At 70.8% G+C, this 22,345-nt stretch carries 21 protein-coding genes; 10 read left to right on the forward strand and 11 right to left on the reverse strand.

From position 1 onward, the window contains the following. Position 1: 1 nt before the first annotated feature. Together katG and ACNNMR_RS34525 are read right to left on the reverse strand one after the other, a co-directional pair. Positions 2-2,251, reverse strand: coding sequence for a catalase/peroxidase HPI (katG, locus tag ACNNMR_RS34520; RefSeq protein ID WP_419998622.1), 2,250 nt, complete (start codon positions 2,249-2,251; stop codon positions 2-4). A gap of 134 nt (positions 2,252-2,385) precedes the next feature. Beyond that, entirely contained in the window at positions 2,386-3,561 is a 1,176-nt protein-coding gene (locus ACNNMR_RS34525; RefSeq protein ID WP_419998623.1) for an ROK family protein, read from the reverse strand. A 141-nt stretch (positions 3,562-3,702) separates the two neighbouring features. Here ACNNMR_RS34525 and ACNNMR_RS34530 point away from each other — a divergent pair, with 141 nt between their 5' ends. The 7 genes from ACNNMR_RS34530 (at position 3,703) to ACNNMR_RS34560 (ending at position 13,299) form a co-directional block, all read left to right on the forward strand. After that, positions 3,703-5,175 carry a sugar ABC transporter ATP-binding protein gene (locus ACNNMR_RS34530; protein ID WP_419998624.1) on the forward strand — a complete coding sequence of 491 codons (1,473 nt, stop codon included), beginning with the start codon at positions 3,703-3,705 and terminating at the stop codon, positions 5,173-5,175. Next, on the forward strand, positions 5,172-6,233 hold the full coding sequence (locus ACNNMR_RS34535; RefSeq protein WP_419998625.1) for an ABC transporter permease: 1,062 nt from the start codon (positions 5,172-5,174) through the stop codon (positions 6,231-6,233). Before ACNNMR_RS34530 ends, ACNNMR_RS34535 begins: the two co-directional genes overlap by 4 nt. Beyond that, entirely contained in the window at positions 6,230-7,219 is a 990-nt protein-coding gene (locus ACNNMR_RS34540; RefSeq protein WP_419998626.1) for an ABC transporter permease, read from the forward strand. Before ACNNMR_RS34535 ends, ACNNMR_RS34540 begins: the two co-directional genes overlap by 4 nt. Then, positions 7,216-8,418: a substrate-binding domain-containing protein gene (locus tag ACNNMR_RS34545; protein ID WP_419998627.1), complete on the forward strand. Its 1,203-nt coding sequence runs from the start codon at positions 7,216-7,218 to the stop codon at positions 8,416-8,418. Before ACNNMR_RS34540 ends, ACNNMR_RS34545 begins: the two co-directional genes overlap by 4 nt. Further along, entirely contained in the window at positions 8,415-9,269 is an 855-nt protein-coding gene (locus ACNNMR_RS34550; RefSeq protein ID WP_419998628.1) for a sugar phosphate isomerase/epimerase family protein, read from the forward strand. The genes ACNNMR_RS34545 and ACNNMR_RS34550 overlap by 4 nt, the downstream gene beginning before the upstream one ends. A gap of 49 nt (positions 9,270-9,318) precedes the next feature. After that, positions 9,319-12,423: a ThuA domain-containing protein gene (locus ACNNMR_RS34555; RefSeq protein WP_419998629.1), complete on the forward strand. Its 3,105-nt coding sequence runs from the start codon at positions 9,319-9,321 to the stop codon at positions 12,421-12,423. Between the two features lie 63 nt (positions 12,424-12,486). Continuing rightward, positions 12,487-13,299: a class I SAM-dependent methyltransferase gene (locus ACNNMR_RS34560; protein ID WP_419998630.1), complete on the forward strand. Its 813-nt coding sequence runs from the start codon at positions 12,487-12,489 to the stop codon at positions 13,297-13,299. A gap of 12 nt (positions 13,300-13,311) precedes the next feature. On the opposite strand, the gene ACNNMR_RS34565 is transcribed toward ACNNMR_RS34560, so the two are convergent. Genes ACNNMR_RS34565 through ACNNMR_RS34575 form a run of 3 tightly spaced genes read right to left on the reverse strand, consistent with a single transcriptional unit; the run spans position 13,312 to position 15,691 of the window. Then, positions 13,312-14,106: an amino acid ABC transporter ATP-binding protein gene (locus ACNNMR_RS34565; RefSeq protein WP_419998631.1), complete on the reverse strand. Its 795-nt coding sequence runs from the start codon at positions 14,104-14,106 to the stop codon at positions 13,312-13,314. Then, positions 14,103-14,882 carry an amino acid ABC transporter permease gene (locus ACNNMR_RS34570; RefSeq protein WP_420000585.1) on the reverse strand — a complete coding sequence of 260 codons (780 nt, stop codon included), beginning with the start codon at positions 14,880-14,882 and terminating at the stop codon, positions 14,103-14,105. The genes ACNNMR_RS34565 and ACNNMR_RS34570 overlap by 4 nt, the downstream gene beginning before the upstream one ends. A 2-nt stretch (positions 14,883-14,884) precedes the next feature. After that, positions 14,885-15,691, reverse strand: coding sequence for an ABC transporter substrate-binding protein (locus tag ACNNMR_RS34575; protein ID WP_419998632.1), 807 nt, complete (start codon positions 15,689-15,691; stop codon positions 14,885-14,887). A gap of 166 nt (positions 15,692-15,857) precedes the next feature. Between ACNNMR_RS34575 and ACNNMR_RS34580 the strand changes: the two genes are divergently transcribed. Both ACNNMR_RS34580 and ACNNMR_RS34585 read left to right on the forward strand, forming a co-directional pair. Then, on the forward strand, positions 15,858-16,721 hold the full coding sequence (locus ACNNMR_RS34580; protein ID WP_419998633.1) for a helix-turn-helix domain-containing protein: 864 nt from the start codon (positions 15,858-15,860) through the stop codon (positions 16,719-16,721). A gap of 5 nt (positions 16,722-16,726) precedes the next feature. Further along, positions 16,727-17,137 carry a VOC family protein gene (locus ACNNMR_RS34585; RefSeq protein ID WP_419998634.1) on the forward strand — a complete coding sequence of 137 codons (411 nt, stop codon included), beginning with the start codon at positions 16,727-16,729 and terminating at the stop codon, positions 17,135-17,137. Here ACNNMR_RS34585 and ACNNMR_RS34590 read toward each other — a convergent pair. Then, positions 17,113-18,150, reverse strand: coding sequence for an ABC transporter substrate-binding protein (locus ACNNMR_RS34590; protein WP_419998635.1), 1,038 nt, complete (start codon positions 18,148-18,150; stop codon positions 17,113-17,115). The genes ACNNMR_RS34585 and ACNNMR_RS34590 overlap by 25 nt on opposite strands. Positions 18,151-18,183: 33 nt before the next feature. Continuing rightward, positions 18,184-18,375 carry a hypothetical protein gene (locus tag ACNNMR_RS34595; protein WP_419998636.1) on the reverse strand — a complete coding sequence of 64 codons (192 nt, stop codon included), beginning with the start codon at positions 18,373-18,375 and terminating at the stop codon, positions 18,184-18,186. Positions 18,376-18,497: 122 nt separating this feature from the next. On the opposite strand from ACNNMR_RS34595, the gene ACNNMR_RS34600 reads away from it, so the two are divergent. Beyond that, a complete protein-coding gene (locus ACNNMR_RS34600) occupies positions 18,498-19,427 on the forward strand; it encodes a LysR family transcriptional regulator (RefSeq protein ID WP_419998637.1) in 930 nt (309 codons plus the stop codon). Here the strand turns inward: ACNNMR_RS34600 and pqqE are convergent. The 4 genes from pqqE to pqqB are packed head-to-tail and all read right to left on the reverse strand — an operon-like array spanning position 19,324 to position 22,341. Further along, positions 19,324-20,490 carry a pyrroloquinoline quinone biosynthesis protein PqqE gene (gene pqqE / locus ACNNMR_RS34605; protein WP_419998638.1) on the reverse strand — a complete coding sequence of 389 codons (1,167 nt, stop codon included), beginning with the start codon at positions 20,488-20,490 and terminating at the stop codon, positions 19,324-19,326. The genes ACNNMR_RS34600 and pqqE overlap by 104 nt on opposite strands. Next, the gene (gene pqqD / locus ACNNMR_RS34610; protein WP_419998639.1) at positions 20,487-20,747 is read right to left on the reverse strand and encodes a pyrroloquinoline quinone biosynthesis peptide chaperone PqqD; all 261 of its coding nucleotides are present in this window, start codon (positions 20,745-20,747) and stop codon (positions 20,487-20,489) included. Before pqqD ends, pqqE begins: the two co-directional genes overlap by 4 nt. Next, positions 20,744-21,448, reverse strand: a complete 705-nt coding sequence (gene pqqC / locus ACNNMR_RS34615; RefSeq protein ID WP_419998640.1) for a pyrroloquinoline-quinone synthase PqqC — start codon at positions 21,446-21,448, stop codon at positions 20,744-20,746. The genes pqqD and pqqC overlap by 4 nt, the downstream gene beginning before the upstream one ends. Then, the gene (gene pqqB / locus ACNNMR_RS34620) at positions 21,445-22,341 is read right to left on the reverse strand and encodes a pyrroloquinoline quinone biosynthesis protein PqqB (RefSeq protein WP_419998641.1); all 897 of its coding nucleotides are present in this window, start codon (positions 22,339-22,341) and stop codon (positions 21,445-21,447) included. Before pqqB ends, pqqC begins: the two co-directional genes overlap by 4 nt. Positions 22,342-22,345 lie beyond the last annotated feature (4 nt).

Here is a 22,345-nt window from a genome sequence, read left to right on the forward strand (position 1 = left end):
ATCACTTCTTCAGGTCGAACCGGTCCAGGTCCATGACCTTGGTCCACGCCTTCACGAAGTCCGCCGCGAACTTCTCCTTCGCGTCATCGCTCGCGTACACCTCGGACAGCGCCCGCAGCTCCGAGTTGGACCCGAAGATCAGGTCGACCCGGGTCCCGGTCCACTTCACCTGGCCGGAGGCGTCGCGGCCCTCGAAGGTGGTCGCGTCCTCGGACGTCGGCTTCCACTCGACGTCCATGTCGAGCAGGTTGGTGAAGAAGTCGTTCGTCAGCGACTCCGGCTGTGTGGTGAGGACGCCGTGCTTTCCGCCCTGGTGGTTGGCGCCCAGCACCCGCAGGCCGCCGACCAGCACCGTCATCTCCGGCGCGCTCAGGGTGAGCAGGTTGGCCTTGTCCAGCAGCAGGAACTCGGCCGGGAGGCGGTTGCCCTTGCCGACCCAGTTGCGGAAGCCGTCCGAGGTGGGCTCCATTGCGGCGAAGGACTCGACGTCCGTCTGCTCCTGGGAGGCGTCCGTACGGCCCGGGGTGAACGGGACCTTGGTGTCGAGGCCGGCGTTCTTCGCCGCCTGCTCGACGCCCGCCGCGCCGGCGAGGACGATCAGGTCGGCGAGGGAGATCTTCTTGCCGCCGGGGGCAGCGGAGTTGAAGGTCTGCTGGACGCTCTCCAGCTTGCTGATCACGGTGGCCAGCTCGTCCGGCTGGTTGACCTCCCAGCCGGCCTGCGGCTGCAGGCGGATGCGGCCGCCGTTGGCGCCGCCGCGCTTGTCGCTGCCGCGGAAGGACGCGGCCGACGCCCAGGCCGTGGTCACCAGCTGCGAGACGGTGAGGCCCGAGGCCAGCACCTGCTCCTTGAGCTGAGCGATCTCCGCGTCGCCGACCAGCGGGTGGTCGACGGCCGGGACCGGGTCCTGCCACAGCTGGATCTCGCTGGGCACCTCCGGGCCGAGGTAGCGCACGACCGGGCCCATGTCGCGGTGGACGAGCTTGAACCAGGCGCGCGCGAAGGCCTCCCGGAACTCCTCCGGGTTCTCCATGAAGCGCCGCGAGATCGGCTCGTAGACCGGGTCGAAGCGCAGCGACAGGTCCGTCGTCAGCATCGTCGGCTGGCGGCGCTTCGACGCGTCGTCGGGGGATGCCGGGTCCGGTACGGTGCCGGCGCCGGCGCCGTCCTTGGGCCGCCACTGGTTGGCGCCGGCCGGCGACTGGAAGAGCTCCCACTCGTAGCCGAACAGCACCTCCCAGAAGGTGTTGTCCCACTTCGTGGGCGTCGGGGTCCAGGTGACCTCGAGACCGGAGGTGATCGCGTCGGCGCCCTTGCCGGAGGCGTACGCGCTCTTCCAGCCCAGGCCCATCTCCTCGATCGGCGCGGCCTCGGGCTCGGCGCCGACCAGGTCGGCGTCGCCCGCGCCGTGGGTCTTGCCGAAGGTGTGGCCGCCGGCGATCAGTGCGACGGTCTCCTCGTCGTTCATCGCCATGCGGCGGAACGTCTCGCGGATGTCGCGGGCCGCGGCAATCGGGTCCGGGTTGCCGTTCGGGCCCTCCGGGTTGACGTAGATCAGGCCCATCTGGACCGCGCCGAGCGGGTTCTCCAGCTCGCGGTCGCCGGTGTAACGCTCATCGCCGAGCCAGGTCTGCTCCGGGCCCCAGTAGACGTCCTCCTCCGGCTCCCAGGTGTCGGCGCGGCCGCCGCCGAAGCCGAAGGTCGGGAAGCCCATGGACTCCAGGGCCACATTCCCGGAGAGGATCATCAGGTCCGCCCAGGAGATGCTCTTGCCGTACTTCTTCTTCACCGGCCACAGCACCCGGCGCGCCTTGTCCAGGTTGCCGTTGTCCGGCCAGCTGTTCAGCGGGGCGAAGCGCTGCTGGCCCGCGCCCGCACCGCCGCGGCCGTCGCTGATCCGGTAGGTGCCGGCGGAGTGCCAGGCCATCCGGATGATCAGCGGGCCGTAGTGGCCGAAGTCGGCGGGCCAGAAGTCCAGGGAGGTGGTGAGGGCCTCCTCGATGTCCCGCTTCACGGCGGGCAGGTCGAGGCTGTTGAACGCCTCGGCGTAGTCGAAGTCTCCGCCGTACGGGTTCGTGACCGGCTGGTTCTTGGCGAGGATCTTGAGGTTGAGCTGATTCGGCCACCAGCCGTGGTTGCCGCCCACGGCGTTCTGCGTGGGGTGGGGTGCGCGGGCGTGCACGACCGGGCAGCGGCCCTCGCTCTCCAGGCTGTCATCGGCGACGAGTGGCTGGTCCTGCTGCTCCGACATCTGAGTCCTCCGGTGGCATCAACGGGCAGGCACGTAGTGCCTTACTCAACCCCCAAACCAAGAACAAGTCAAAGATCCGACACGGTCAAATTTGGCCGACCGCCGGTCACTTCAGCCCGTCACCGCCGGTGACTTCAGCCCGTCTGTGCCAGCGCCCGGTCCACCTGCGCAGGTGACAGCGCATGCTCGATCCCGAGGATGGCGGCGCCCACCGCCGCGGCGTTCTCGCCGGTGCGGCTGGGCTCGATCCGCAGCACGTGGGTGGCCAGCGGATGCGAGCGCCGGTAGACCGCTTCCCGTACGCCCGCAAGCAGCTGGTCGTGGACCGCGGCGAGCGCGCCGCCGACTACCACCGTCTCCGGGTTGAAGAAGTTGACGAGCCCCGACAGCACCTCGCCGACCGCCCGCCCGGCCTCGCGCACCATCCGGACGGCGTCGCGATTGCCCTCCTGCACGAGGCGTACGACATCGACGCCGGACCGGGCGTCCAGCCCCAGCTCCGCCAGCCGCTCCGCCACCGCCGCGCCGCCCGCGATCGCCTCCAGGCAGCCGGAATTGCCGCACCGGCACAGGTCCTCGCGCTCGCCGACCCGTATGTGCCCGATGTCGCCCGCCGAGCCCTGGGCGCCGCGGTGCAGCCGGCCGTCGGCGATGATGCCGCAGCCGATGCCGGTGCCGACCTTGAGGTAGAGCAGATAGCGGGTCTCGGGGAAGGCCTGGCGCTGCTCGGCCAGGGCCATCACATTGACGTCATTGTCGACCAGGGCGCGGACTCCGTAGTGCTCGGCGAAATACTCCGGGATGGGGAAGCGGTGCCAGCCTGGCATGATCGGCGGGTCCACGGGGCGGCCTGTGGAAAACTCCACCGGGCCGGGCACCCCGACCCCGATCGCCCGCAGCCCGGCCCCCTGCCCGCGGTCCGTCTCCGCCAGCAGCGCGCGCAGCGTGCGGTCCACATGCGCCAGCACCGCCCGCGGCCCGTCCGCGATCTTCAGCGGATCCTCCCGTACGGCCAGCAGCGTGCCGCCGATGTCGAGCAGCGCCACCCGGCAGTGCGAGGCGCCCAGGTCGACGCCGGCCACGGCATGCTCGCGGGTGCGCAGGCTGAGCCGGCGCGGCGGGCGGCCGCCGGTGGACCCGGCGTCGGCGGTCTCGTCCACGAAGCCGTGCGCGATCAGCGCGTCGACGCGCTGGGAGACGGTGGAGCGGGCCAGCCCCGTCAGCCGGGCGATGTCGGCGCGGGTGGCGGCGGAGCCGGCGCTGATCAGCGCGAGCACATCGCCGGGCGTCCGGACTGAAGGCGAGGTCACGGCAGTCACCTTAAAGACGACTTCTGCAAGCGGCAAGACAGCCTTTGTTCGCGGATCATCCAAAGCTCCGGCACAAAAATCCAAATGCTCGCGTTGCTTTGGCCCTTGACGGTTCAAAGCTGGCTCGGGACATTGCACGTCATGCTGAAGATGCGGGACGTGTCCAAGAGTTTCCTGGGCGTACGGGTGCTGCATGGGGTGTCGCTCGACCTCGAACCGGGTGAAGTGCACGCGCTGGTCGGGGAGAACGGCGCCGGAAAGTCGACGCTGATGAAGATCCTCGCCGGCGAATACGCCCCCGACGGCGGCACCATTGAGTTAGCCGGGTCCGTGGTTTCCTTTTCCCACCCCGGCCAGGCCCAGGCCGCCGGAATCGGCCTGATCCACCAGGAGTTGGCGCTGCTCCCGCACCGGACCGTCGCCGAGAACGTCTTCCTCGGCCGCGAGCCCGTCCGCCGCGGCCTGGTCGACCGCCGCGCCATGGAGGCCCGTACGGCAGAGCTGCTCGCCGAGCTGGACGAGACCGGGATCGCGCCCGGGATGCTGGTGAAGGACCTGTCCGTGGCCCGCCAGCAGACTGTCGAGATCGTGAAGGCGCTGGCGGCTTCCGACGTCCGGGTGCTTGTCATGGACGAGCCGACCGCGCCGCTCGCCGACCACGAAGTCGAGCTGCTGCACGGCCTGGTGCGCCGTCTCGCCGACCGCGGCATCGGCATCCTCTACATCTCCCACCGGCTCCGCGAGGTCTTCGACCTGTCGCGGCGCATCACCGTCCTCAAGGACGGCCGCAAGGTCGCCACCCTGGACACGGCCGGGACCACCGCCGACGAGGTGGTCCGCGCGATGGTGGGGCGCGAGCTCGGCTCGTACTATCCGCCGCGCGCGGAATTCGAGGAGATCGGCGAGCCGCTGCTCACCGTCTCCGGCGGCGGCAACGAGCGCCTGTCCGGCATCGACTTGACCCTGCGCGCAGGCGAAGTGGTCGGCATCGCCGGGCTGCAGGGCTCGGGGCGCACCTCGCTCGCGCGGGCGCTCTTCGGGGCGGCGCCGTTCACCGAAGGGACGATGACGCCGTTACGGCCGGCCGGCCCCCGGCAGGCGATCCGCGCCGGGATCGCGCTGGTCACCGAGGACCGCAAGGCGGAGGGCCTGGCCCTGCGCCAGTCCGTACGCGATAACGCGCTCCTCGTCACGCGGGCTGTCCCGGGCCGCGGCTTACGCGACCTCGGCGGGCTGCTGGAACGGGTCCGGCTGCGCGCCCGCGGCGAGGACCAGGAGGTCAAGTACCTCTCCGGCGGCAATCAGCAGAAGGTCGTCATCGCCAAGTGGCTCGCCGTCCGCCCGAAGGTGCTGCTCTTCGACGAGCCCACCCGCGGCGTCGACGTCGGTGCCAAGGCCGCCATCCACACCCTGGTCCGCGAGCTCGCCCGCGACGGGATGGCGGTGCTGATCGTCTCCTCCGAGCTGCCCGAGCTGATCGGGATGAGCGACCGGATCGTGGTCATGGCGCACGGGTCCCTCGCGGGCGAACTCCCCGCCGGTGCGGGTGAGGAGCAGATCATGCGGCTCGCCACCAGCGAACCCGCCGCTGAGCCGAAGGGGGCCGCCGCATGACCGCGGTACGGACCGAGGCCGCCCCGAAGCCCTCCCGGCGGCTGCCGACGCCACGCCGGCTGAAGCTCAACGACCCCGTGGTGGGGGTGTGGCTGGCCGCCGGGGCCGTTACCCTCCTCGGCTGGATCATCGTCGCCATCGACGGCGGCAACCTCCTCTCCCGTACCGGCGTCACCGGCATCCTCCAGAACAGCGTTGCGCTGGGCCTCGTCGCCGTCGGCCAGTCCGCGGTCATCCTCACCGGCTCGCTCGACCTGTCCGTCGCGTATCTGATCAGCATCGGGACGCTGGTCGCCGCGGAGACGATGCAGGACGGCGGCGTGGTGACGGCCGTGCTCGCGGTGCTGCTGCTGTCGGCGGCGGTGGGGCTCGCGAACGGGCTGATCGTGACCGGGCTGAAGGTGAATGCCTTCATCGCGACGCTGGGGATGGCTTTCATCCTGCGCGGCTATATCGAGGACAACTACACGGGGCCGGCGGGGGATGTGCCCGCGTCCTTCCAGAAGCTGGGGTACGACCGGATCGGGCCGATCCCGGTGTCGGTCTTTCTGCTGGCCGGCGTCGCGTTTGCGCTGTGGCTGATCACTAAGCGGACGCGGCTCGGGCATCACATGTACGCCACGGGTGGCGATGAGCACGCGGCGCGGCTTTCGGGCGTACGGACCAAGCGGACTGTCGTCGCCGCGCATGTGCTGTGCTCGCTGTGCGTCGGGGCGGCGGCGCTGTTCCTCGCGGCGCGCCTTGGCGCGGGCGCGCCGTGGGCGGGGACCGAGGCGCGCTATGACCTGGAGTCGATAGCCGCCGTCGTGCTCGGAGGCACGGCCCTTGCGGGTGGCCGCGGCGGGGTCGCCGGGACGCTCGGCGGGGTGCTGGTGCTGTCCGTCCTGGACAGCGTCTTCAACCAGCTGTCGGTCGACCCGTTCTTCAAGAACGTCGTCCGCGGGGTCGTCATCATCGCGGCCGTGGCGATCTATGCGCGGCCGCGCGGGGCTCGGAGGCGCATGCCCGCCCGCCCACCCGCACGGCAATCAGAGCCGGAGAAGGAGGCGTCCGCATGAGTACGGCCACCGCCGTCATCACCGGCGCCGGGCGGCGCCTCGGGACCGGCGCTCCCGTCTACGTCCTCCTCATCGTCCTCCTCGCCGCCCTCGCCATCACCGAGCCCGCCTTCTACGAGCCGGACAGCTTCCTGGCCTTCATCAAGCGGGCCGCGCCCCTGGTGATCCTCGCGGCCGGGCAGTACCTCGTGATCGTCTCCGGCGGCTTCGACCTCTCCGTCGGAGCCGTCGTCACCGCCGGAGTGGTCGCGGCGGCCGAGTTCTACGGGTCGTATCCCGACGCGCCCTGGGTGCTGGTCACCGCCGGGCTGCTGGCGGCCGGGGCCGTGGTCGGGCTGGTCAATGGGCTGATCACCACCCGGCTCCGGGTGCCGTCCTTCATCACCACCCTCGGCATGATGCTCATCCTCGAAGGCGCCGTCTTCTACTGGACCGGCGGCTCCCCCCAGGGCACCCTCCCGGAGAGCTTCCGCGCCTTCGGCCGCGGCACCGCCGGCGGCTGGCTGCCGTGGGCGGTGCTTGCCTGCCTCGCCGTCGGCGCCGCCGCGTGGTGGCTGATGCGGTCGGACTTCGGCCGTACGCTCATCGCCACCGGCGACAGCGAGCGGGCCGCGGGGCTCGCGGGCGTGCGGGTGCCGCGCGTACGGACCCTCGCCTTTCTCGGCTCCGGCGTGGCCGCCGCGCTGGCGGCGGTGCTGGTCGCCGGGTTCTCCGGGGTGTCCGCGCAGGCGGGCCGCGGCCTGGAGTTCGAGGCCATCACCGCCGTCGTGCTCGGCGGCGTCATCCTCGGCGGCGGCCGCGGCTCCGTGCTCGCCGCCATGGCCGGCGCCTTCTCCCTCCAGGCCCTCTTCACGCTGCTCAACCTCCAGGGCGTCTCCGGCGCGCTGGAGTCCACCGTCCAGGGATTCATCGTCATCGCCGCCGTCGCTCTCGGCGCCGCCGACTACTCGCGGCTGCGCCGCCGTTCCCCCCAGGAGTCCTCATGAGCCGTACCCGCAGACGTGCCCTGCCGCTCGCCGCAGCCCTGCTGGCCGGAGCGCTGATCGCCTCCTGCTCCTCCGACAAGCCCGCCGAATCGGCCGACGGCGGCCCGTCCGCCGCGAAGGAGAGCGACAGCAAGCAGTCCAAGTTCTTCGACCAGGCCGACTACGAGCGCCAGCTCAAGCTCGCCAAAGCCACCCCCGAAGGGCCCGCCGACAAGCCCTGGGAGCAGATGCTCGAACCCGAGATGACCGACACCGCCAAGTACAAGGCGAAGTCCCCGAGCGGCCTGCACCTCTGCTTCTCCAACGCCGGCGTCTTCAACCCCTGGCGCCAGGTCGGCCTGAAGAATATGAAGGCCGAGGTGAAACTCCATAAGGAGATCGACGACTTCACCGTCCTCGACGCCCAGGGCAAGGACGACAAGCAGATCTCCGACATCCAGGAGCTCAGCGGCCAGAACTGCGACGCTCTCATCGTCTCCCCGAACACCACCGCCACCCTCACCCCGGCCGTCAAGCAGGCCTGCGGCAAGATCCCGGTCATCGTCTTCGACCGCGGCGTGCAGACCGACTGCGCGGTCACCTTCATCAGCCCGGTCGGCGGGTACGCGTACGGGGCCGCCGCCGCGGACTTCCTCACCCAGAAGGTGAAGAAGGGCGGCAAGATCGTGGCGCTGCGCATCTCGCCGGGTGTCGATGTGCTGGAGACCCGCTGGTCGGCCGCGCAGATCGCCTTCAAGAAGGCGGGCCTCGACGTGGCCGAGGTGAAGTTCACCGACGGCGACCCGTCCAAGACCAAGTCCGTCGTCTCCGACGCCATTTCGCGGCACGGCGACATCGACGGCGTGTGGATGGACTCCGGCGCCACCTCCGTAGCGGCGGTCGAGGCCTTCGAGGACGCGGGCAAGGATGTGCCGCCGATCACCGGCGAGGACCAGCAGGACTTCCTGCAGGCCTGGAAGGACAAGAAGCTCACCGCGATCGCGCCGACGTACCCCACCTTCCAGTGGCGGACCCCGGTGATCGCCGCGCTGAAGATCCTCAAGGGCGAGCAGGTCCCGAAGACCTGGACGTTGCCCCAGCCCACGGTCACGCAGCAGAACCTGGACGAGTATCTGCAAGGCGGCATGCCTCCGCTGCACTACGCCATGTGCGGCTGCGCCGACCTGCCCGGATACCCGAAGGCGTGGGGCAAGAAGTGACGTTCGCGATCGGCGCCAACCCCTGGATCTGGCACTCCCCGGTCACCGAGCAGGCCCTCGCCGAGGTGCTGCCACGGCTCGCGGGATGGGGCTTCGACTGCGTCGAGCTGCCCCTCGAAGACCCCGCCGACTGGGAGCCCAAGGCGGCCGCCCGGCTGCTGGACGCCAGCGGCCTCGCGCCCGCCGCCGTGATCGCGGTGCTGGGTCCGGGCCGGGATCTCGTACGGACCGAGCCGGAGTCGGTCCGTACGACCCAGGACTACCTCCGCCGCTGCGTGGACGCGGCGGCGGAGGTGGGCGCCCCGGTCGTCGCCGGGCCCGTGTACGCCGCCGTCGGCCGTACCTGGCGGATGGCCGACGGCGAGCGGGCGGCGGCCTACGCCGAGTGGCGCGAACACCTCGCCCCGGTCGCGGCGCACGCCGCCGCGGCCGGGGTGCGGATCGCGGTCGAGCCGCTCAACCGCTACGAGACCAGCCTGCTCAATACGATCGAGCAGACCCTGGCCGCGCTGGACGGGCTGCCCGCCGACGCCGTAGGCATCGCCCTCGATACGTACCACCAGAACATCGAGGAGCGGTCGCTGCCGGATGCGGTGCGCGCCGCCGCGGGCCGTATCGCGCACGTCCAGGTGTGCGCGAACGACCGCGGCACGCCCGGCGCCGATCACCTCGACTGGCCCGGCTTCGTACGGGCACTCACCGAAGCCGGCTACGAAGGCCCGCTCTGCATCGAGTCGTTCACCGCCCACAACGCCACCATCGCGGTCGCCGCCTCCGTCTGGCGCTCACTCGCCCCCACGCAGGACGCCATCGCCGTGGAGGGGCTCGCCTTCCTCCGCGGCCTGTCCTGACGCACTGACCCCCCACACCACCCCCGTTATCCATGGAGAGGACTGCTGAATGCATTGTCATGTACGCGTCTTACTCAGAGCGATCGTCGCGGTCGCGGCAGCGCTGCTGCTCGCGCTCACCGCGCTGCCCGCGAATGCCGCCCCCAAGGCCGAGTTCAAGGCCCTCCTCTTCACCCGGGCCGTCGGCTACGTCCACGACTCGATTCCGGCCGGGATCGAGATGATGAAGGAGGAGGCGAAGGAGAACAACTTCGAGGTCGTCCAGACCGACGACCCGAAGGTCTTCAACGACGCCGAACTCGCCCAGTACGACGTCATCATCATGCTGCAGAACTCCGGCATGGTCTGGGACACCGACGCCCAGCGCAAAGCCATGCAGGACTACGTCGGCAGCGGCAAGGGCGTCGTCGCCATCCACAACACCCTCGACATGGGCATCGAGGACACCTTCCCCTGGTGGGACGACACCATCAACGGCGGCGCCCACATGCCCTCCCACTCACCCGGCGTGCTGCAGGGCACCGCGAAGGTCGCCGACCACGACCACCCCTCCACCAAGGGGCTGCCGGAGCGCTGGGAGCGCCCGGAGGAGTGGTACAACTTCGACAAGAACCCGCGCGGTGAGGTGCACGTCCTGGCCACCGCCGACGAGACCACCTACGACCCGGGCGGCGACGCCATGGGCGCCGACCACCCGATCTCCTGGTGCCGCAACGCCGCGGGCGGCAAGGTCTGGGCCACTGCGATGGGCCACGACAAGGCCTCGTACACCGAGGAGTACTTCCGCGACCACGTCGTCGGCGGCATCAAGTGGGCCGCGGGCGCCGAGCAGGCCGACTGTGGCGGCACCGTCTGGAACGGCTACGAGAAGGTCACCCTCGACGACGACACCGCCGACCCGATGGAGCTCGACGTGGCCGCCGACGGCCGCGTCTTCTACGTCCAGCGCGCCGGCCAGGTGCAGATCTTCGACCCGGCCACGCACCAGACCACGACCGCCGGCAAGCTCGACGTCTACACCGGCGGCGAGGACGGCCTGGTCGGCATGGAGCTCGATCCGGACTTCGCCAAGAACAACTGGATCTATCTCTATTACGCCCCGGCGAGCAGTCCCGACGACGTGAACCGGCTGTCCCGCTTCACCATCAAGGACGGCAAGCTGGACACGGCGAGCGAGAAGAAGCTCCTCGACGTGCCCGCCTACCGCGACCGCACCTTCCCCGAGCCCGGGCACACCGGCGGCGCGGTGGAGTTCGGCCCGGACCGCACCCTCTACCTCGGCACGGGCGACGACACGCCGCCCAACCTCGACCCCAACTGGCAGGGCTACGCCCCGCTCGACTGGCGCGAGGGCAAGCAGATGCTGGACGCCGCCCGCACCGCGGGCAGCACCAACGACCTGCGCGGCAAGATCCTGCGGATCAAGCCCAAGAACGACGGCGGCTACACCATCCCGAAGGGCAATCTCTTCAAGGCGGGCACGGACAAGACCAAGCCCGAGATCTACGCGATGGGCTTCCGCAACCCGTTCCGCTTCACGGTCGACCCGAAGACCGGGTACGTACACGCCTCGGACTACGGCCCCGACCGCGGCGCCCCGGCGACGGACCGCGGGCCTGAGGGCCTGGTGGAGTACAACGTCATCAAAAAGGCCGGCAACTACGGCTGGCCGTTCTGCCACGGTGACAACCAGCCGTACGCGCCCTTCAACCCCGACACGGGCGAGATCGGCGCGAAGTTCGACTGCGCCAATCCCACCAACGCCTCGCCGAACAACACCGGTCTGAAGGAGCTGCCGACGACGCAGCTGCCCGAGGTCTGGTACGGCTACGGCAAGTCGGACAAGTTCCCCGAGATGGGGGAGGGCGGCTCGGCCCCGATGAGCGGCCCGGTCTACAACTACGACCCGGACAACAAGTCGGAGACGAAGTTCCCGGCCTATTTCGACGGCGCGAACTTCTTCTACGAGTGGTCGCGGAACTACGTGAAGGAGATGCGCTTCGACAAGGACGGGAAGGTGCTGAAGATCAATGACTTCCTCGACTCGCTGAAGTTCAACAAGCCGATGGACATGACCTTCGGGCCCGACGGCTCGATGTATGTCCTGGAGTGGGGCAGCGAATTCGGCGGCGGCAACTCCGACTCCGGGCTCTACCGGATCGATTACGCCCAGGGCAAGCGCTCCCCGGTGGTGAAGGCCACGGCGTCGGCCACGAATGGCCCGGTGCCGCTGAAGGTGGACTTCTCCAGCGAGGGCACGTCCGACCCCGACGGCGACTCGCTCAAGTACGAGTGGGACTTCAACGGCGACGGCACCTTCGACTCCACCGACGCCAACCCCTCCCACACGTACGACACGAAGGGCGACTTCACCGCGCAGTTGAAGGTCACCGACTCCAGCGGCAAGTCCGGCTTCGCCAACGTGCCGATCACGGCGGGCAATACGGCGCCCAAGGTGACCATCGAAACGCCGGTCGACGGCAAGGCGATCACCTTCGGCGACAAGGTCCCGTACAAGGTGACGGTCACCGACCCGGAGGACGGCACGGTCGACTGCTCCAAGGTCTTCGTCAACCCGGCCCTCGGCCACGACGACCACGAGCATCCGACCACCGACCTGCCGGGGTGCGAGGGCACGGTCGACACGGGCGACCTCGGCGGCCATCCGGAGGGCGCGGACCTGACGTACGTCCTCAACGCCCACTACACGGACGGCGGCGCGGGCGAGGGCGTCAGCAAGCTCACCGGCTACGGCAAGGCCGTGCTGCAGCCCCAGCACAAGCAGGCCGAGTACCGCGACGACCAGTCCGGCACCCGCATCGTCAGCCAGGCGGGCGCGGAGAACGGCAAGCGCATCGGCGACATCAGCGACGGCGACTGGATCTCCTTCGCGCCGATGTCCTCGGAGGGCATGGCGAAGGTCAGCTACAAGCTGTCCTCGCCGTACGGCAACGGAGCGATCGAGCTCCGGGCGAACGCGCCGGACGGGCCGGTCCTGGCGACGACCCCGGTGCCGAACACCGGCGGCTGGGATACGTACCAGGACACCCCGGCGGTGGACATCGCGGCTCAGGACGGAGTGACGAAGCTCTACCTGAGATTCACCACGCCGCAGAACAACTCCTTCGACGTGGACGCGATGACGCTCAGCTGAGCGCCCCGGCGGGCCCGCTCCGGCACACTGTGTCCGGGGCGGGCCCGACCGAGGGGGACACCAATGCATGCGGGACAGGACCACCAGGCGCCCGGGCGCTACGGCGAGCGGCTGTACAGCGGTGCGGCGACCGACGAGCTCACCCGCCTCGAAGCACTCGCCGCCGCCTTCGACCCGGCGACCCGCCGCTGGCTCGGCGACCTCGGCGTCGGCCCCGGCTGGCGCTGCCTCGACGTCGGCGCCGGACCCGGCACGGTCAGCCGCTGGCTGGCCGGACAGGTCGGCGACGACGGCGAGGTGGTGGCCCTAGACCGGGACCCCCGGTTCCTGGAGCGGATCAGCCATCCCAGGCTGCGCGTGGTCCGCGCGGACCTCACCCACGAGGAGCCGCCACCTGGCGGCTACGACCTGGTGCACGCCCGCTTCCTGCTGATGCACCTACGCGAGCGCGAGGAACTGCTCGACCGGCTGGTGTCGTATCTGCGCCCCGGCGGCTGGCTGCTGGTCAGCGACGCGGCAGACCTGGGATCCCCGTCGTCGCCCAACCCCGCCTTCCGGCGCACCATGGCCGCCCACTGGCAGGCGCTGACCGCCGTGATCGGCAGTGACGGGGAGTACGGGCGGCAGTACCCGGCCGCGCTCGCCCGGCGCGGCCTGGAGTCGCTCGGGATGGCCGCGGAGCTGCCGGTGGTGGCGGCGGACTCGCCGCTCGGGGTGTTCTGGGGGCTGACGCTGCGCAAGATCCGGCCGGGCATGGCCGAGCACACGGACGTACCGGAGCAGACCGTGGATCAGGCCCTGGCATACCTGGCCGCCCCCGGGACCCGCGATCTGTCCATGGCGCTGATCGCGGGTTGGGGGCGGCGGCCCCGGTGAGTGCCGGGGCGGTCAGCCGACCTCGCCCACCTCCGCCGCCGCCGGATCCAGCACCCGCGCCAGGAACAGCCGCGTGCGCGCATGCTGCGGGTCGGTGACGACCTGTTCCGCCGGGCCCTCCTCCACGATCCGCCCGTCGTCCATGAAGATGACGCGGTCCGCGACCTCGCGGGCGAAGCTCATCTCGTGGGTGACCACCAGCATCGTCATGCCCTCGCCCGCCAGCTTGCGCATCACCGCGAGGACATCGCCGACCAGCTCCGGGTCGAGCGCCGAGGTGGGCTCGTCGAAGAGCATCAGCTCCGGGCCCATCGACAGCGCGCGGGCGATCGCCGCACGCTGCTGCTGGCCGCCGGAGAGCTGCGCCGGATACGCCGACTCCTTGTCGCTCAGGCCGACTCCCGCCAGGTGCGAGCGGGCCAGCCGCTCCGCCTCCGGCTTGCTGCGGCCGAGGACCCGGCGCTGGGCGATGGTGAGGTTGCCGAGGACGGTGAGGTGCGGGAAGAGGTTGAAGGCCTGGAAGACCATGCCGATGCGGCGGCGCATCCCGTTGATGTCCACGTCCGGGTCGGTGACCTCCGTACCGGAGACGGTGACCGTGCCCGCGGTCGGCGCCTCCAGGAGGTTCACGCACCGCAGCAGCGTGGACTTGCCAGACCCCGACGGGCCGATGACGCACACGACTTCGCCGCGCTGGACCGTCAGGTCGATGCCCTTGAGCACCTCCAGGTCGCCGAAGGACTTGTGCAGCCCGGCGACCTCGATCGCGGGACCCTCCGGGGGTGCGTCCGTCTTGTCGAGCGTCACTTCGCCCTCGCCGCCTTCGCCTCCAGCCGCCGGACCAGATGGCCGAGCGGGATGGTGATGATGAGGTAGCACAGCCCGGCCACCAGGATCGGCGTCAGGCTGCGGTAGTCGTTGAGCGCGTCCTTGCCGAACTTCGACAGCTCCTGCTCCTCGAGCGCCAGCCCGAGTACGTACACGAGGGATGAGTCCTTCGTGAGCAGGATCAGCTCGTTGGCGAGCGGCGGCAGCACGATGCGGAAGGCCTGCGGGATGACGATCGAGACCATCGCCCGCCCCTGCGACATGCCCAGCGAACGGGCCGCCTCCACCTGCCCCTTGGGCACCGCCTGGATGCCGGCGCGGATCGTCTCCGCCATGTACGCGGCGCCGACGAGGCCGAGCGCCAGCATCACCGTGACCAGCTTGTCGACCCGGATCTGGAAGGCCAGCGGCACGCCGTACCCGAGCGCGATGAAGACCAGCAGCGCGGGCACGCCGCGGAAGAACTCGATGTAGACCGTGGCCAGCCAGCGGTTCGGCGGCACCGACGACAGCTTCATCAGTGCCAGCAGCAGGCCGAGCGCGAGGCCGAAGGCGAAGCCCATGCCGGTGTAGATGATGGTGTTGACCAGCGCCGTCGTGATGATGTCGGGGAACTGGTCCTTCGCCACGTCCACGTCGAAGAACGCCCGCCGGATCTCACCCCAGTCGGCGGCGAGCGCCAGCACGGCGGCGACCACGACCAGCGCGCCGTACTGCGCCCCCTGGATCGTCCGCGCCCGCTTGCGCGGGGTCATGCTCACTGCGCGTCCGCTTCCTCGCCGAACCACTTCTTGTAGATCTTGTCGTACGTGCCGTCCGCCTTGGCCTTGGAGAGGACGGAGTTGACGACCTTGCGCAGCTCCTTGTTCCCCTTCTTCATGCCGATGCCGTACTGCTCGCCGGTGTCGAACTCGGTGGTCACCTCGAACTTGGGATTCGCCTTCACCCAGTCGTAGAGAACCCCGTTGTCGTTGATGGCGGCCTGTACCTCGCCGGTCTCAAGGCCCGTCAGCATCAGGCCGAGGTCCTCGTAGTCGATGAGCGTGGCGCCCTTGGCGTTGTCGCGCGCGTACTTCTGCCCGGTGGTGTCCTGCTGCACCCCGAGCTTCTTGCCCTTGAGCGCGGCCAGCGCGCTCATGCCGGAGCCCTTCTTCGTCACCAGCGCCTGGGTGGCCTCGAAGTACGGGGCGGAGAAGTCGAACTTCTCCTTGCGCTCCGGGGTGATGGTCATGCCCGCGGCGGAGAGGTCGCACTTGCCCGCGCTGTAGACCTCGCCGGACTCGATGCCCTCGAAGGGCGTGTCCACGACCTCCTGCTTCACCTTCAGCTTCTTCGCCACCAGGTCCATGAGGTCGATGTCGAAGCCGACGACCTTCTTGGTCGTCTTGTCCTTGTACTCGAAGGGCTTGTACGGCAGCCCGGTGCAATTGAGGAGCTTCCCGTCCTCGACGAGCGACACGTCGCCGCTCTTGCCCTGCGACTCGGTGCTGGAGCAGCCGGCGAGGACCAGGGCCGCCGCGCAGACGGCGGCGGCGAAGGAGAAGGAGATGGTGCGGGTTGGCACGATGCCTCCAAGGCGGTGAGGCGGGCTAACGTACGTCCCGGTCGGCGGCGGTTTGCGCGCCGTGCCGGGCATCCTGCCACCGGGCGGGCCCGGTGTCGTGGTCATGGTCATTGCGGCCCGGTAACGACCCCGCGACCTGCCGCGGCACACGGCGCATACTGGACGTATGGGTGCCGATGTCGGGCTACAGGAGTTCGTGCGCATGACGCCCGGGCTGGGCGGCATGGTGCTCTCGGCCGTCGGCTATCACCAGCACGGAATGCGGCCGGCTGTGCACCGAGGGCTGCCGTCCCCGTATCTGACGCTGATCTTCTCGCTGGACGGCCCGGTCACCGGTGGGCTGACGCCCGAGCAGAGCGACGGGTTCGCCACCGACATCGTCATCGGCGGGCTGCAGGACGGGCCCGCCTATGTGCACCAGCCCGACCGGCAGACCGGCGTGCAGCTCGCGGTGCATCCGCTGGCGGCGCGGGCGCTGTTCGGGCTGCCGGCGGCCGCGCTTTCCGGGCAGGTCGTCGTTCCCGACGGCCGGGATGTGCTCGGCCGGGCCGGCGGCGAGGTGCAGGAGCAACTGCGGGAGAAGGCGAGCTGGGAGGACCGGTTCGACATCCTGCGGGGGTATTTTCGGCGCCGGGCCGCGGCCGCCCGCCAGGGCACGGTGCGGCCGGAGGTCGCCGAGGCCTGGACCTGGCTGGCCCGGCATCACGGGTCGGGCACCGTGCCGGGGCTGGCGGCGCACGTCGCGCTGAGCGAGCGGCGGCTCACCGCCCTCTTCCGCGCCGAGACCGGGGTCACGCCCAAGCAGGCCGCCAGGCTGATGCGCTTCGAGCGGGCGAAGGCGCAGGTCGTACGGGCCGTGGTGGCCGACGCACCGCCCGACCTGGCGCGGGTGGCCGCCGACTGCGGCTACTACGACCACTCGCACCTGGTGCGCGACTTCCGCCAGTACACAGGGGTGAGTCCGACCGCCTGGCTGGCCGAAGAGTGCCGGAATATCCAAGCCGGGGGGCACATGAACGGCCCAGAGTGAGAGTCATGAACAGCAACGAGAAGCAGACCAGAAAGCCCAGCGTCTGGCACACCCTCCAGGCGAACGACGCCGCCGCCCTGATCGACTTCCTCGTCGACACCGTCGGCTTCCGGCGCACCGCCGTCTACGAGGACGGCGGCCAGGTCGCCCACGCCCAGCTCGACTGGCCGGAGGGCGGCGGCATCATGCTCGGCTCGCACAAGCCGGACTCGGACTGGGCGACCCCGCCCGGCACCGCGGGTGCCTACGTGGTCACCGCCCAGGTCGACGCCCTGTACGACCGCGTGAAGGGCGCCGGCGCCAAGGTCATCCGCGAGATCGAGGACCAGCCGTACGGCAGCCGCGAATTCAGCATCGAGGACCCGGAGGGCAACAAGTGGTCCTTCGGCACCTACCCGGGCGAGCCGGCCTCCTGAATCGCGTCGGCCAGCCGCTCCAGCACGGGCGCGAAGCCCGCGTAGCTGTACCGCTCCTCCATGGCCCACGGGGTGATCCGGCCGGCCTCGACCGCGGGCAGCCGCGCGAACGTCGGCTTCTTCTTCAGGTCGGCCAGCGGCAGTGACTGGGTGCGGTTGTCGAGCAGGATCAGGTCGGCGTCGTACTTGTCGGCGTTCTCCCAGCTCAGGAACTCCCAGAAGCCCCACTTGTCGGACTTCTTGCCGCGTACGACGTCGACCCCCAGGTCGCGGAAGTAGTGCAGATCGCAGTACGCATCGGGCACCGCCACATACATGTTGTCGTCATCGCCGGTGAGCGCCAGCACCCGGACCCCGCCCCGCCCCTTGGCCGCCTTCGCGGCAGCGCGCAGCCGCTGCTCCGCGCGCTTGAAGCGGGCCTTGGCGTCGGTGACCTTTTTGGCCTTCAGGTCGGCGCCGAGCGCCGTGGCCAGCTCCTCGTAGCGGCGCAGCGGGTCGAGGAGGGTGGTGTTCGAGCCCTTGATGCCGATGCTGGGGGCGAGGGCGTAGATCTTCTTCGAGCTGTCGTCCGGGACGCTCCACAGCTTCGGCGGCGGGAACATGTTGCTGATCAGCACGTCCGGTTCGAGTGACGCGTACTTCTCGACGTTGAACTGGCCCCATTCCTCGCCGAGGCTGGTGACCTTGTCCAGATCGAGGTCGCCCGCCTGCGGGTTGGGCTTGCCGGCCACCGGCTTGCTGGGGCCGAAGATCGCTTTGCACTGGATGCCGTAGTCGTGCAGCGCGGCGGCGGTGCTGACATAGGCGACGACGGTGTCGGGGTGCTGGTCGAGGGCGACCGTCTTGCCGCGGTCGTCCTTGAAGGTGAAGCGCCCGCTTTTGCCGCCGCCCTTGTCGTCGCCGGCATCGTCCTCGCCGTCGTTGTTGCCGCAGGCGGCGAGGAGTGCGGTCAGGCCCATGGCTCCTCCCGCGGCCAGCAGGCGGCGGCGGGAGAGAGCGGCATCGATCGACATTTGGTTAGGCTAACCTAAGTCAGCCTGGGCGGGCTACGCGCAGGGCACGGTCTCCGCGGGGCGGCCCCGTACGACGATGCGCACGCCGGCCTCATTGACCTGACGGACCTGCACGGAACCGCAGGCGCATTGCGTCCACACCGTCAGCCCGTCGTGGGTGCAGTGCCGCGACAGTGTCGTGAAGGGCTGGGCGTCCGCCCAGCCGCAGTACGGGCAGTGGCCCATCTATCGGCTCTCCAGCTCTCTCTTTCGCGATTCCGTTTCAACGGCTACCCCCTCAGGATGGGGAATCACAGCCATACAGGTCCAGGTTGGATCTATTGACCGTATTGTGAAGGAGGGGCTACATGATTGACCTGCGCCGCCTGCGTGTCCTGCGGGCCATCGCCTACTACGGCACGGTCACCGCTGCCGCCGAATCCCTGCGGCTCACCCCCTCCGCCGCATCGCAGCAGGTCAAACAGCTCGGCCGGGACCTCGGCGTGGTGCTGCTGGAGCCCGTCGGCCGCCGGGTGCGGCTGACCGGCGCGGCGCGCGGCCTGCTCACGCACGCGGATGCCATCGAGGCCCAGTGGCAGAAGGCGCAGGCGGACCTGCTGGCCACCGACGGCGAGCCCGCCGGTGTGCTGCGCCTCACAGGCTTTCCCACCGCGATGTGCCGGCTGCTCGCGCCTGTCGCCGGGGAGTTGTCGGCCCGCTATCCGCGGCTCGACATCCGGCTGCGCGAGGCCGAGCCGAAGGACGCCTTCGACCTGCTCTTCGACGACGAGACGGACATCGCCGTGGTCGAGGCGCTGCCGGACGGGCCCGCCTTCGGCGACCAGCGCTTCGACCAGCGGCCGCTGCTGGACGACCCGTTCGACCTGCTGGTGCCGGCCGACCACAAGCTGGCCGGCGTCGCCGACGTGGACCTGGCCTCGGCCGCGGGGGAGCGGTGGATCATCGGCGTACCCGGCAGCTCCTCCCGCCAGCACGTGCTGGCGGCCTGCAGCGCGGCCGGCTTCAGCCCCAACGTCACGCACGAGTCCTGCGACTGGAGCGCGGTGACCACGCTGGTGGCGTACGGACTCGGGGTCGCCCTCGTGCCGCGGCTCGCCCAACTGCCGCCGCAGCGCGACATGGACCGGATTCCGGTTTCGGGCACGCCGGTGCCGACGCGGCGCTTTCTCACGGTCACCCGGAGGGGTGCGGACGCGGGCCCCGCGATAGCGGAGGCGCTGCGGGCGCTGCATGCGCGGGAGGATCTGCCGGCGGTGGGGGTGCCGGTGGCGCCGTAGCGGTCGCTGGCGCCGGAGTGGCGTCGGCGGCGGTCATCGACTCGATCAGGTGGTGGTCGGGGGAGCGGCGGCAGGCCGGGTCCGTACGGGATGCGTCGCCGGTCAGGGCATGCGCCTGGCAGCGGCAGCCGCCAAAGTCCAGTTCCCGCAGGTCGCATGAGCGGCACGGGTCCGGCAGCCAGTCCGTACCGCGATATCGGGTGAAGGCCGGGGAGTGCTCCCAGATCCAGCGGAGGTCGTGGTCGCGGACGTTGGACGGGTCCAGGCCGGGGAGCGAGGCGGCGGCCGGGCAGGGGAGTGCGGTGCCGTCGGGGGTGACGGTGAGGGAGACCGCGCCCCAGCCGCCCATGCAGGGCTTGGCCTCGCCGGTGAAGTAGTCGGGGAGGACCCAGACGATGTCGGTGCGGCCTTCCAGCTCGGCGCGGAGCGGCTCGATCGCGGCCTGGGCGCGGGCGAGCTGGTCGCGGGTCGGTAGCAGGGCGCGGCGGTTGCGCAGGGCCCAGCCGTAGTACTGGGCGTTCGCCAGCTCGATACGGTCCGCGCCCCAGGCCGCGGCCAGGCGGATCAGGTCGGCTACGGCGTCGAGATTGCCGCGGTGGAGGACGACATTGACGCCGAGGGGGAGGCCCGCGTCGCGGATGAGGTGCGCGGCGCGGGTCTTCTCGGCGAAGGCGCCGCGGCGGCCCGCGATGGTGTCGTTGGCGGGTGGGGTGGCGTGTTGTACGGAGAGCTGGACGCTGCGGAGGCCGGCGTCGGTGAGGGTGGCGAGGCGCTCGGCGGTGAGGCGGGTGCCGCTGGTGACGAGCTGGGTGTAGATGCCGGCGGTGTCGGCAGCCGACACGATCTGTTCGAGGTCGCGGCGGAGGAGGGGCTCGCCGCCGGAGAGGTGGGTCTGCACGACGCCAAGGGCGGCTGCTTGGCGGAGGACGTCCTGCCAGGTGTGCGTGTCCAGCTCCTGTGAACGGCGGGTCAGCTCCACGGGGTTGGAGCAGTACGCGCAGTGCAGCGGGCAGGCGTGGGTGAGCTCGGCGAGGAGCGCCCAGGGGGTCGCGGGGGCGGTCATCGGAGCAGGCCTGCGAGGCGGAGGCGGGTGAGGAAGTCCCGTACGTCGGCGGCCGCGTCCGGGTGGCGGACGGCCAGCTCGGCCGCAATTTCCGCGTCGGTGCGGTGGCCGTCGCAGCGGCGCAGCACGTCACCGGCGGAGCCGCCGAGGCGTACGACGCGCTCGGGGAGCAGCATCAGGTCTTCGCGGCGTACGGGATCGGCGCGGAGGAGCGCGCCGGAGGGAAGACGGGGGCGCCAGCTCTCACCGCTGCTCACAAGGCAACCCTCGCATCGCCCGACGCGCAGTCGACCGCGTCCAGCAGCGACCACAGCACATCGCACTTGAACGCGAGCGCCGCCACCGCCGCCTCCTGCTCCTCCTGCGTGCGCGCCCACTCCAGCACCAGCGCGAGCGCCTCCGCGCTGTCCCGGCTGCCCTGCCCGACCCGGGTGCGGAAGTACTCCAGCCCCTCCCGCTCGATCCACCCGTAATGCCGCTCGAAAGCGGCGATACGGGTCGTCATGATGCCCGGCGCCGACAGCTCCGTCAGCGAGGCCGCCACCGCCTCCAGCGGGCCGCGCAGCCGGCAGAAGTTGACGTAGCCGTCCACCGCGAGCCGCACCCCCGGCAGCACCCCCTCACCACTCAGCAGCAACTCCCGCGACAGCCCCGCCGCCTCCCCGAGCCGCAGCCACCGCTCGATGCCACCCTCACCATCCGCCGCCCCGTCGTGGTCCTGGATCCGCCGCAGCCAGGCGCGCCGCAGCGCGGGCGTCGGCAGCTTTGCCGTGATGTGCGCGTCCTTGACCGGGATGTGGCGCTGGTAGTGGAAGCGATTGAGGATCCACCGCCGCAGTTCGGCGGGGCTGAGAGCGCCCTCGTGCATTCGCACGTTGAACGGATGCCGGTCGTGATAGCGCTCCCGCGCCACCGCACGCAGCCGCTCCTCCAAGGTCGTCGTCGCGGTCGTGGTCACAGCTGGAGCACCATCCCGTCGTGGGCCACCTCGAGCCCGTGCGCGTCGAGCAGTTGGTGCTCGGTGGCGGTCGGAGCGGTGAGGGGGTTCGTGTTGTTGAGGTGGGTGTAGAGGCGGCGGGGTACGTCGAGAGCGCTCAGCCGCTCCGCCGTGCCGCCGGGCCCGGTGATCGGCAGGTGGCCCATCGCGGTCGCGGTGCGGTCCGTGAAGCCGGCCCGTACCGGCTCCTCGTCGTCCCAGAAGGTGCCGTCCAGGAGCACGCAGTCCGCCGCCGCGGCGGCCCCGTCCAGCCACTCCGGCCAGAGGCCGAGGGCGGGGGCGTACAGGAGGCGGTGGCCGGTGGTGCGGTCGACGGCGTCGAGGGCGCTGACCCAGTTGCCGGCGTGCCGGGCGTCGGCGGCGTAGCGGGGGCGTTTGCCGGAGACGCCGATCGCGCTGATCTCGACCGGCGAGCCGGGGGCGAGGGGCTGTGGGGCGGGGCCGAGTTCGCGGGTGGTGAGGCGGGTGTACGGGAAGAGGATGTCGCCGAGGTGGAGCCGGTTCAGCACCGCGTCGAGCACCGGGCGCGTCGCCAGCAGCTCCACCTCCCGCGCCTCGCGCAGGACGGCGAGGCCGAGGGTGTGGTCGAGTTCGGCGTCGGTGAGGATCACGCCCGCGATCGGTGTCTCGCGCGGGCCCGGGCCCGGGTGCAGGTCCGGGCAGCTCGCGAGCTGTTCGGCCAGGTCGGGGCCCGCGCCCACGAGGTAGTAGCGGCCCGGGGCCGCCTGCAGCGCGAGCGCGTCGTGGCGGCGGCGCCGCAGCGCGTGGACGCGGGCGCCCGCGCAGTCGGGGCACGCGCAGTTCCACTGCGGCACGCCGCCCCCGGCGGCGGTGCCGAGCACGTGCACCAGCATCGCG

The sequence above is a fragment of the Streptomyces boninensis genome (assembly GCF_048572725.1).
Classification (GTDB): domain Bacteria; phylum Actinomycetota; class Actinomycetes; order Streptomycetales; family Streptomycetaceae; genus Streptomyces; species Streptomyces boninensis.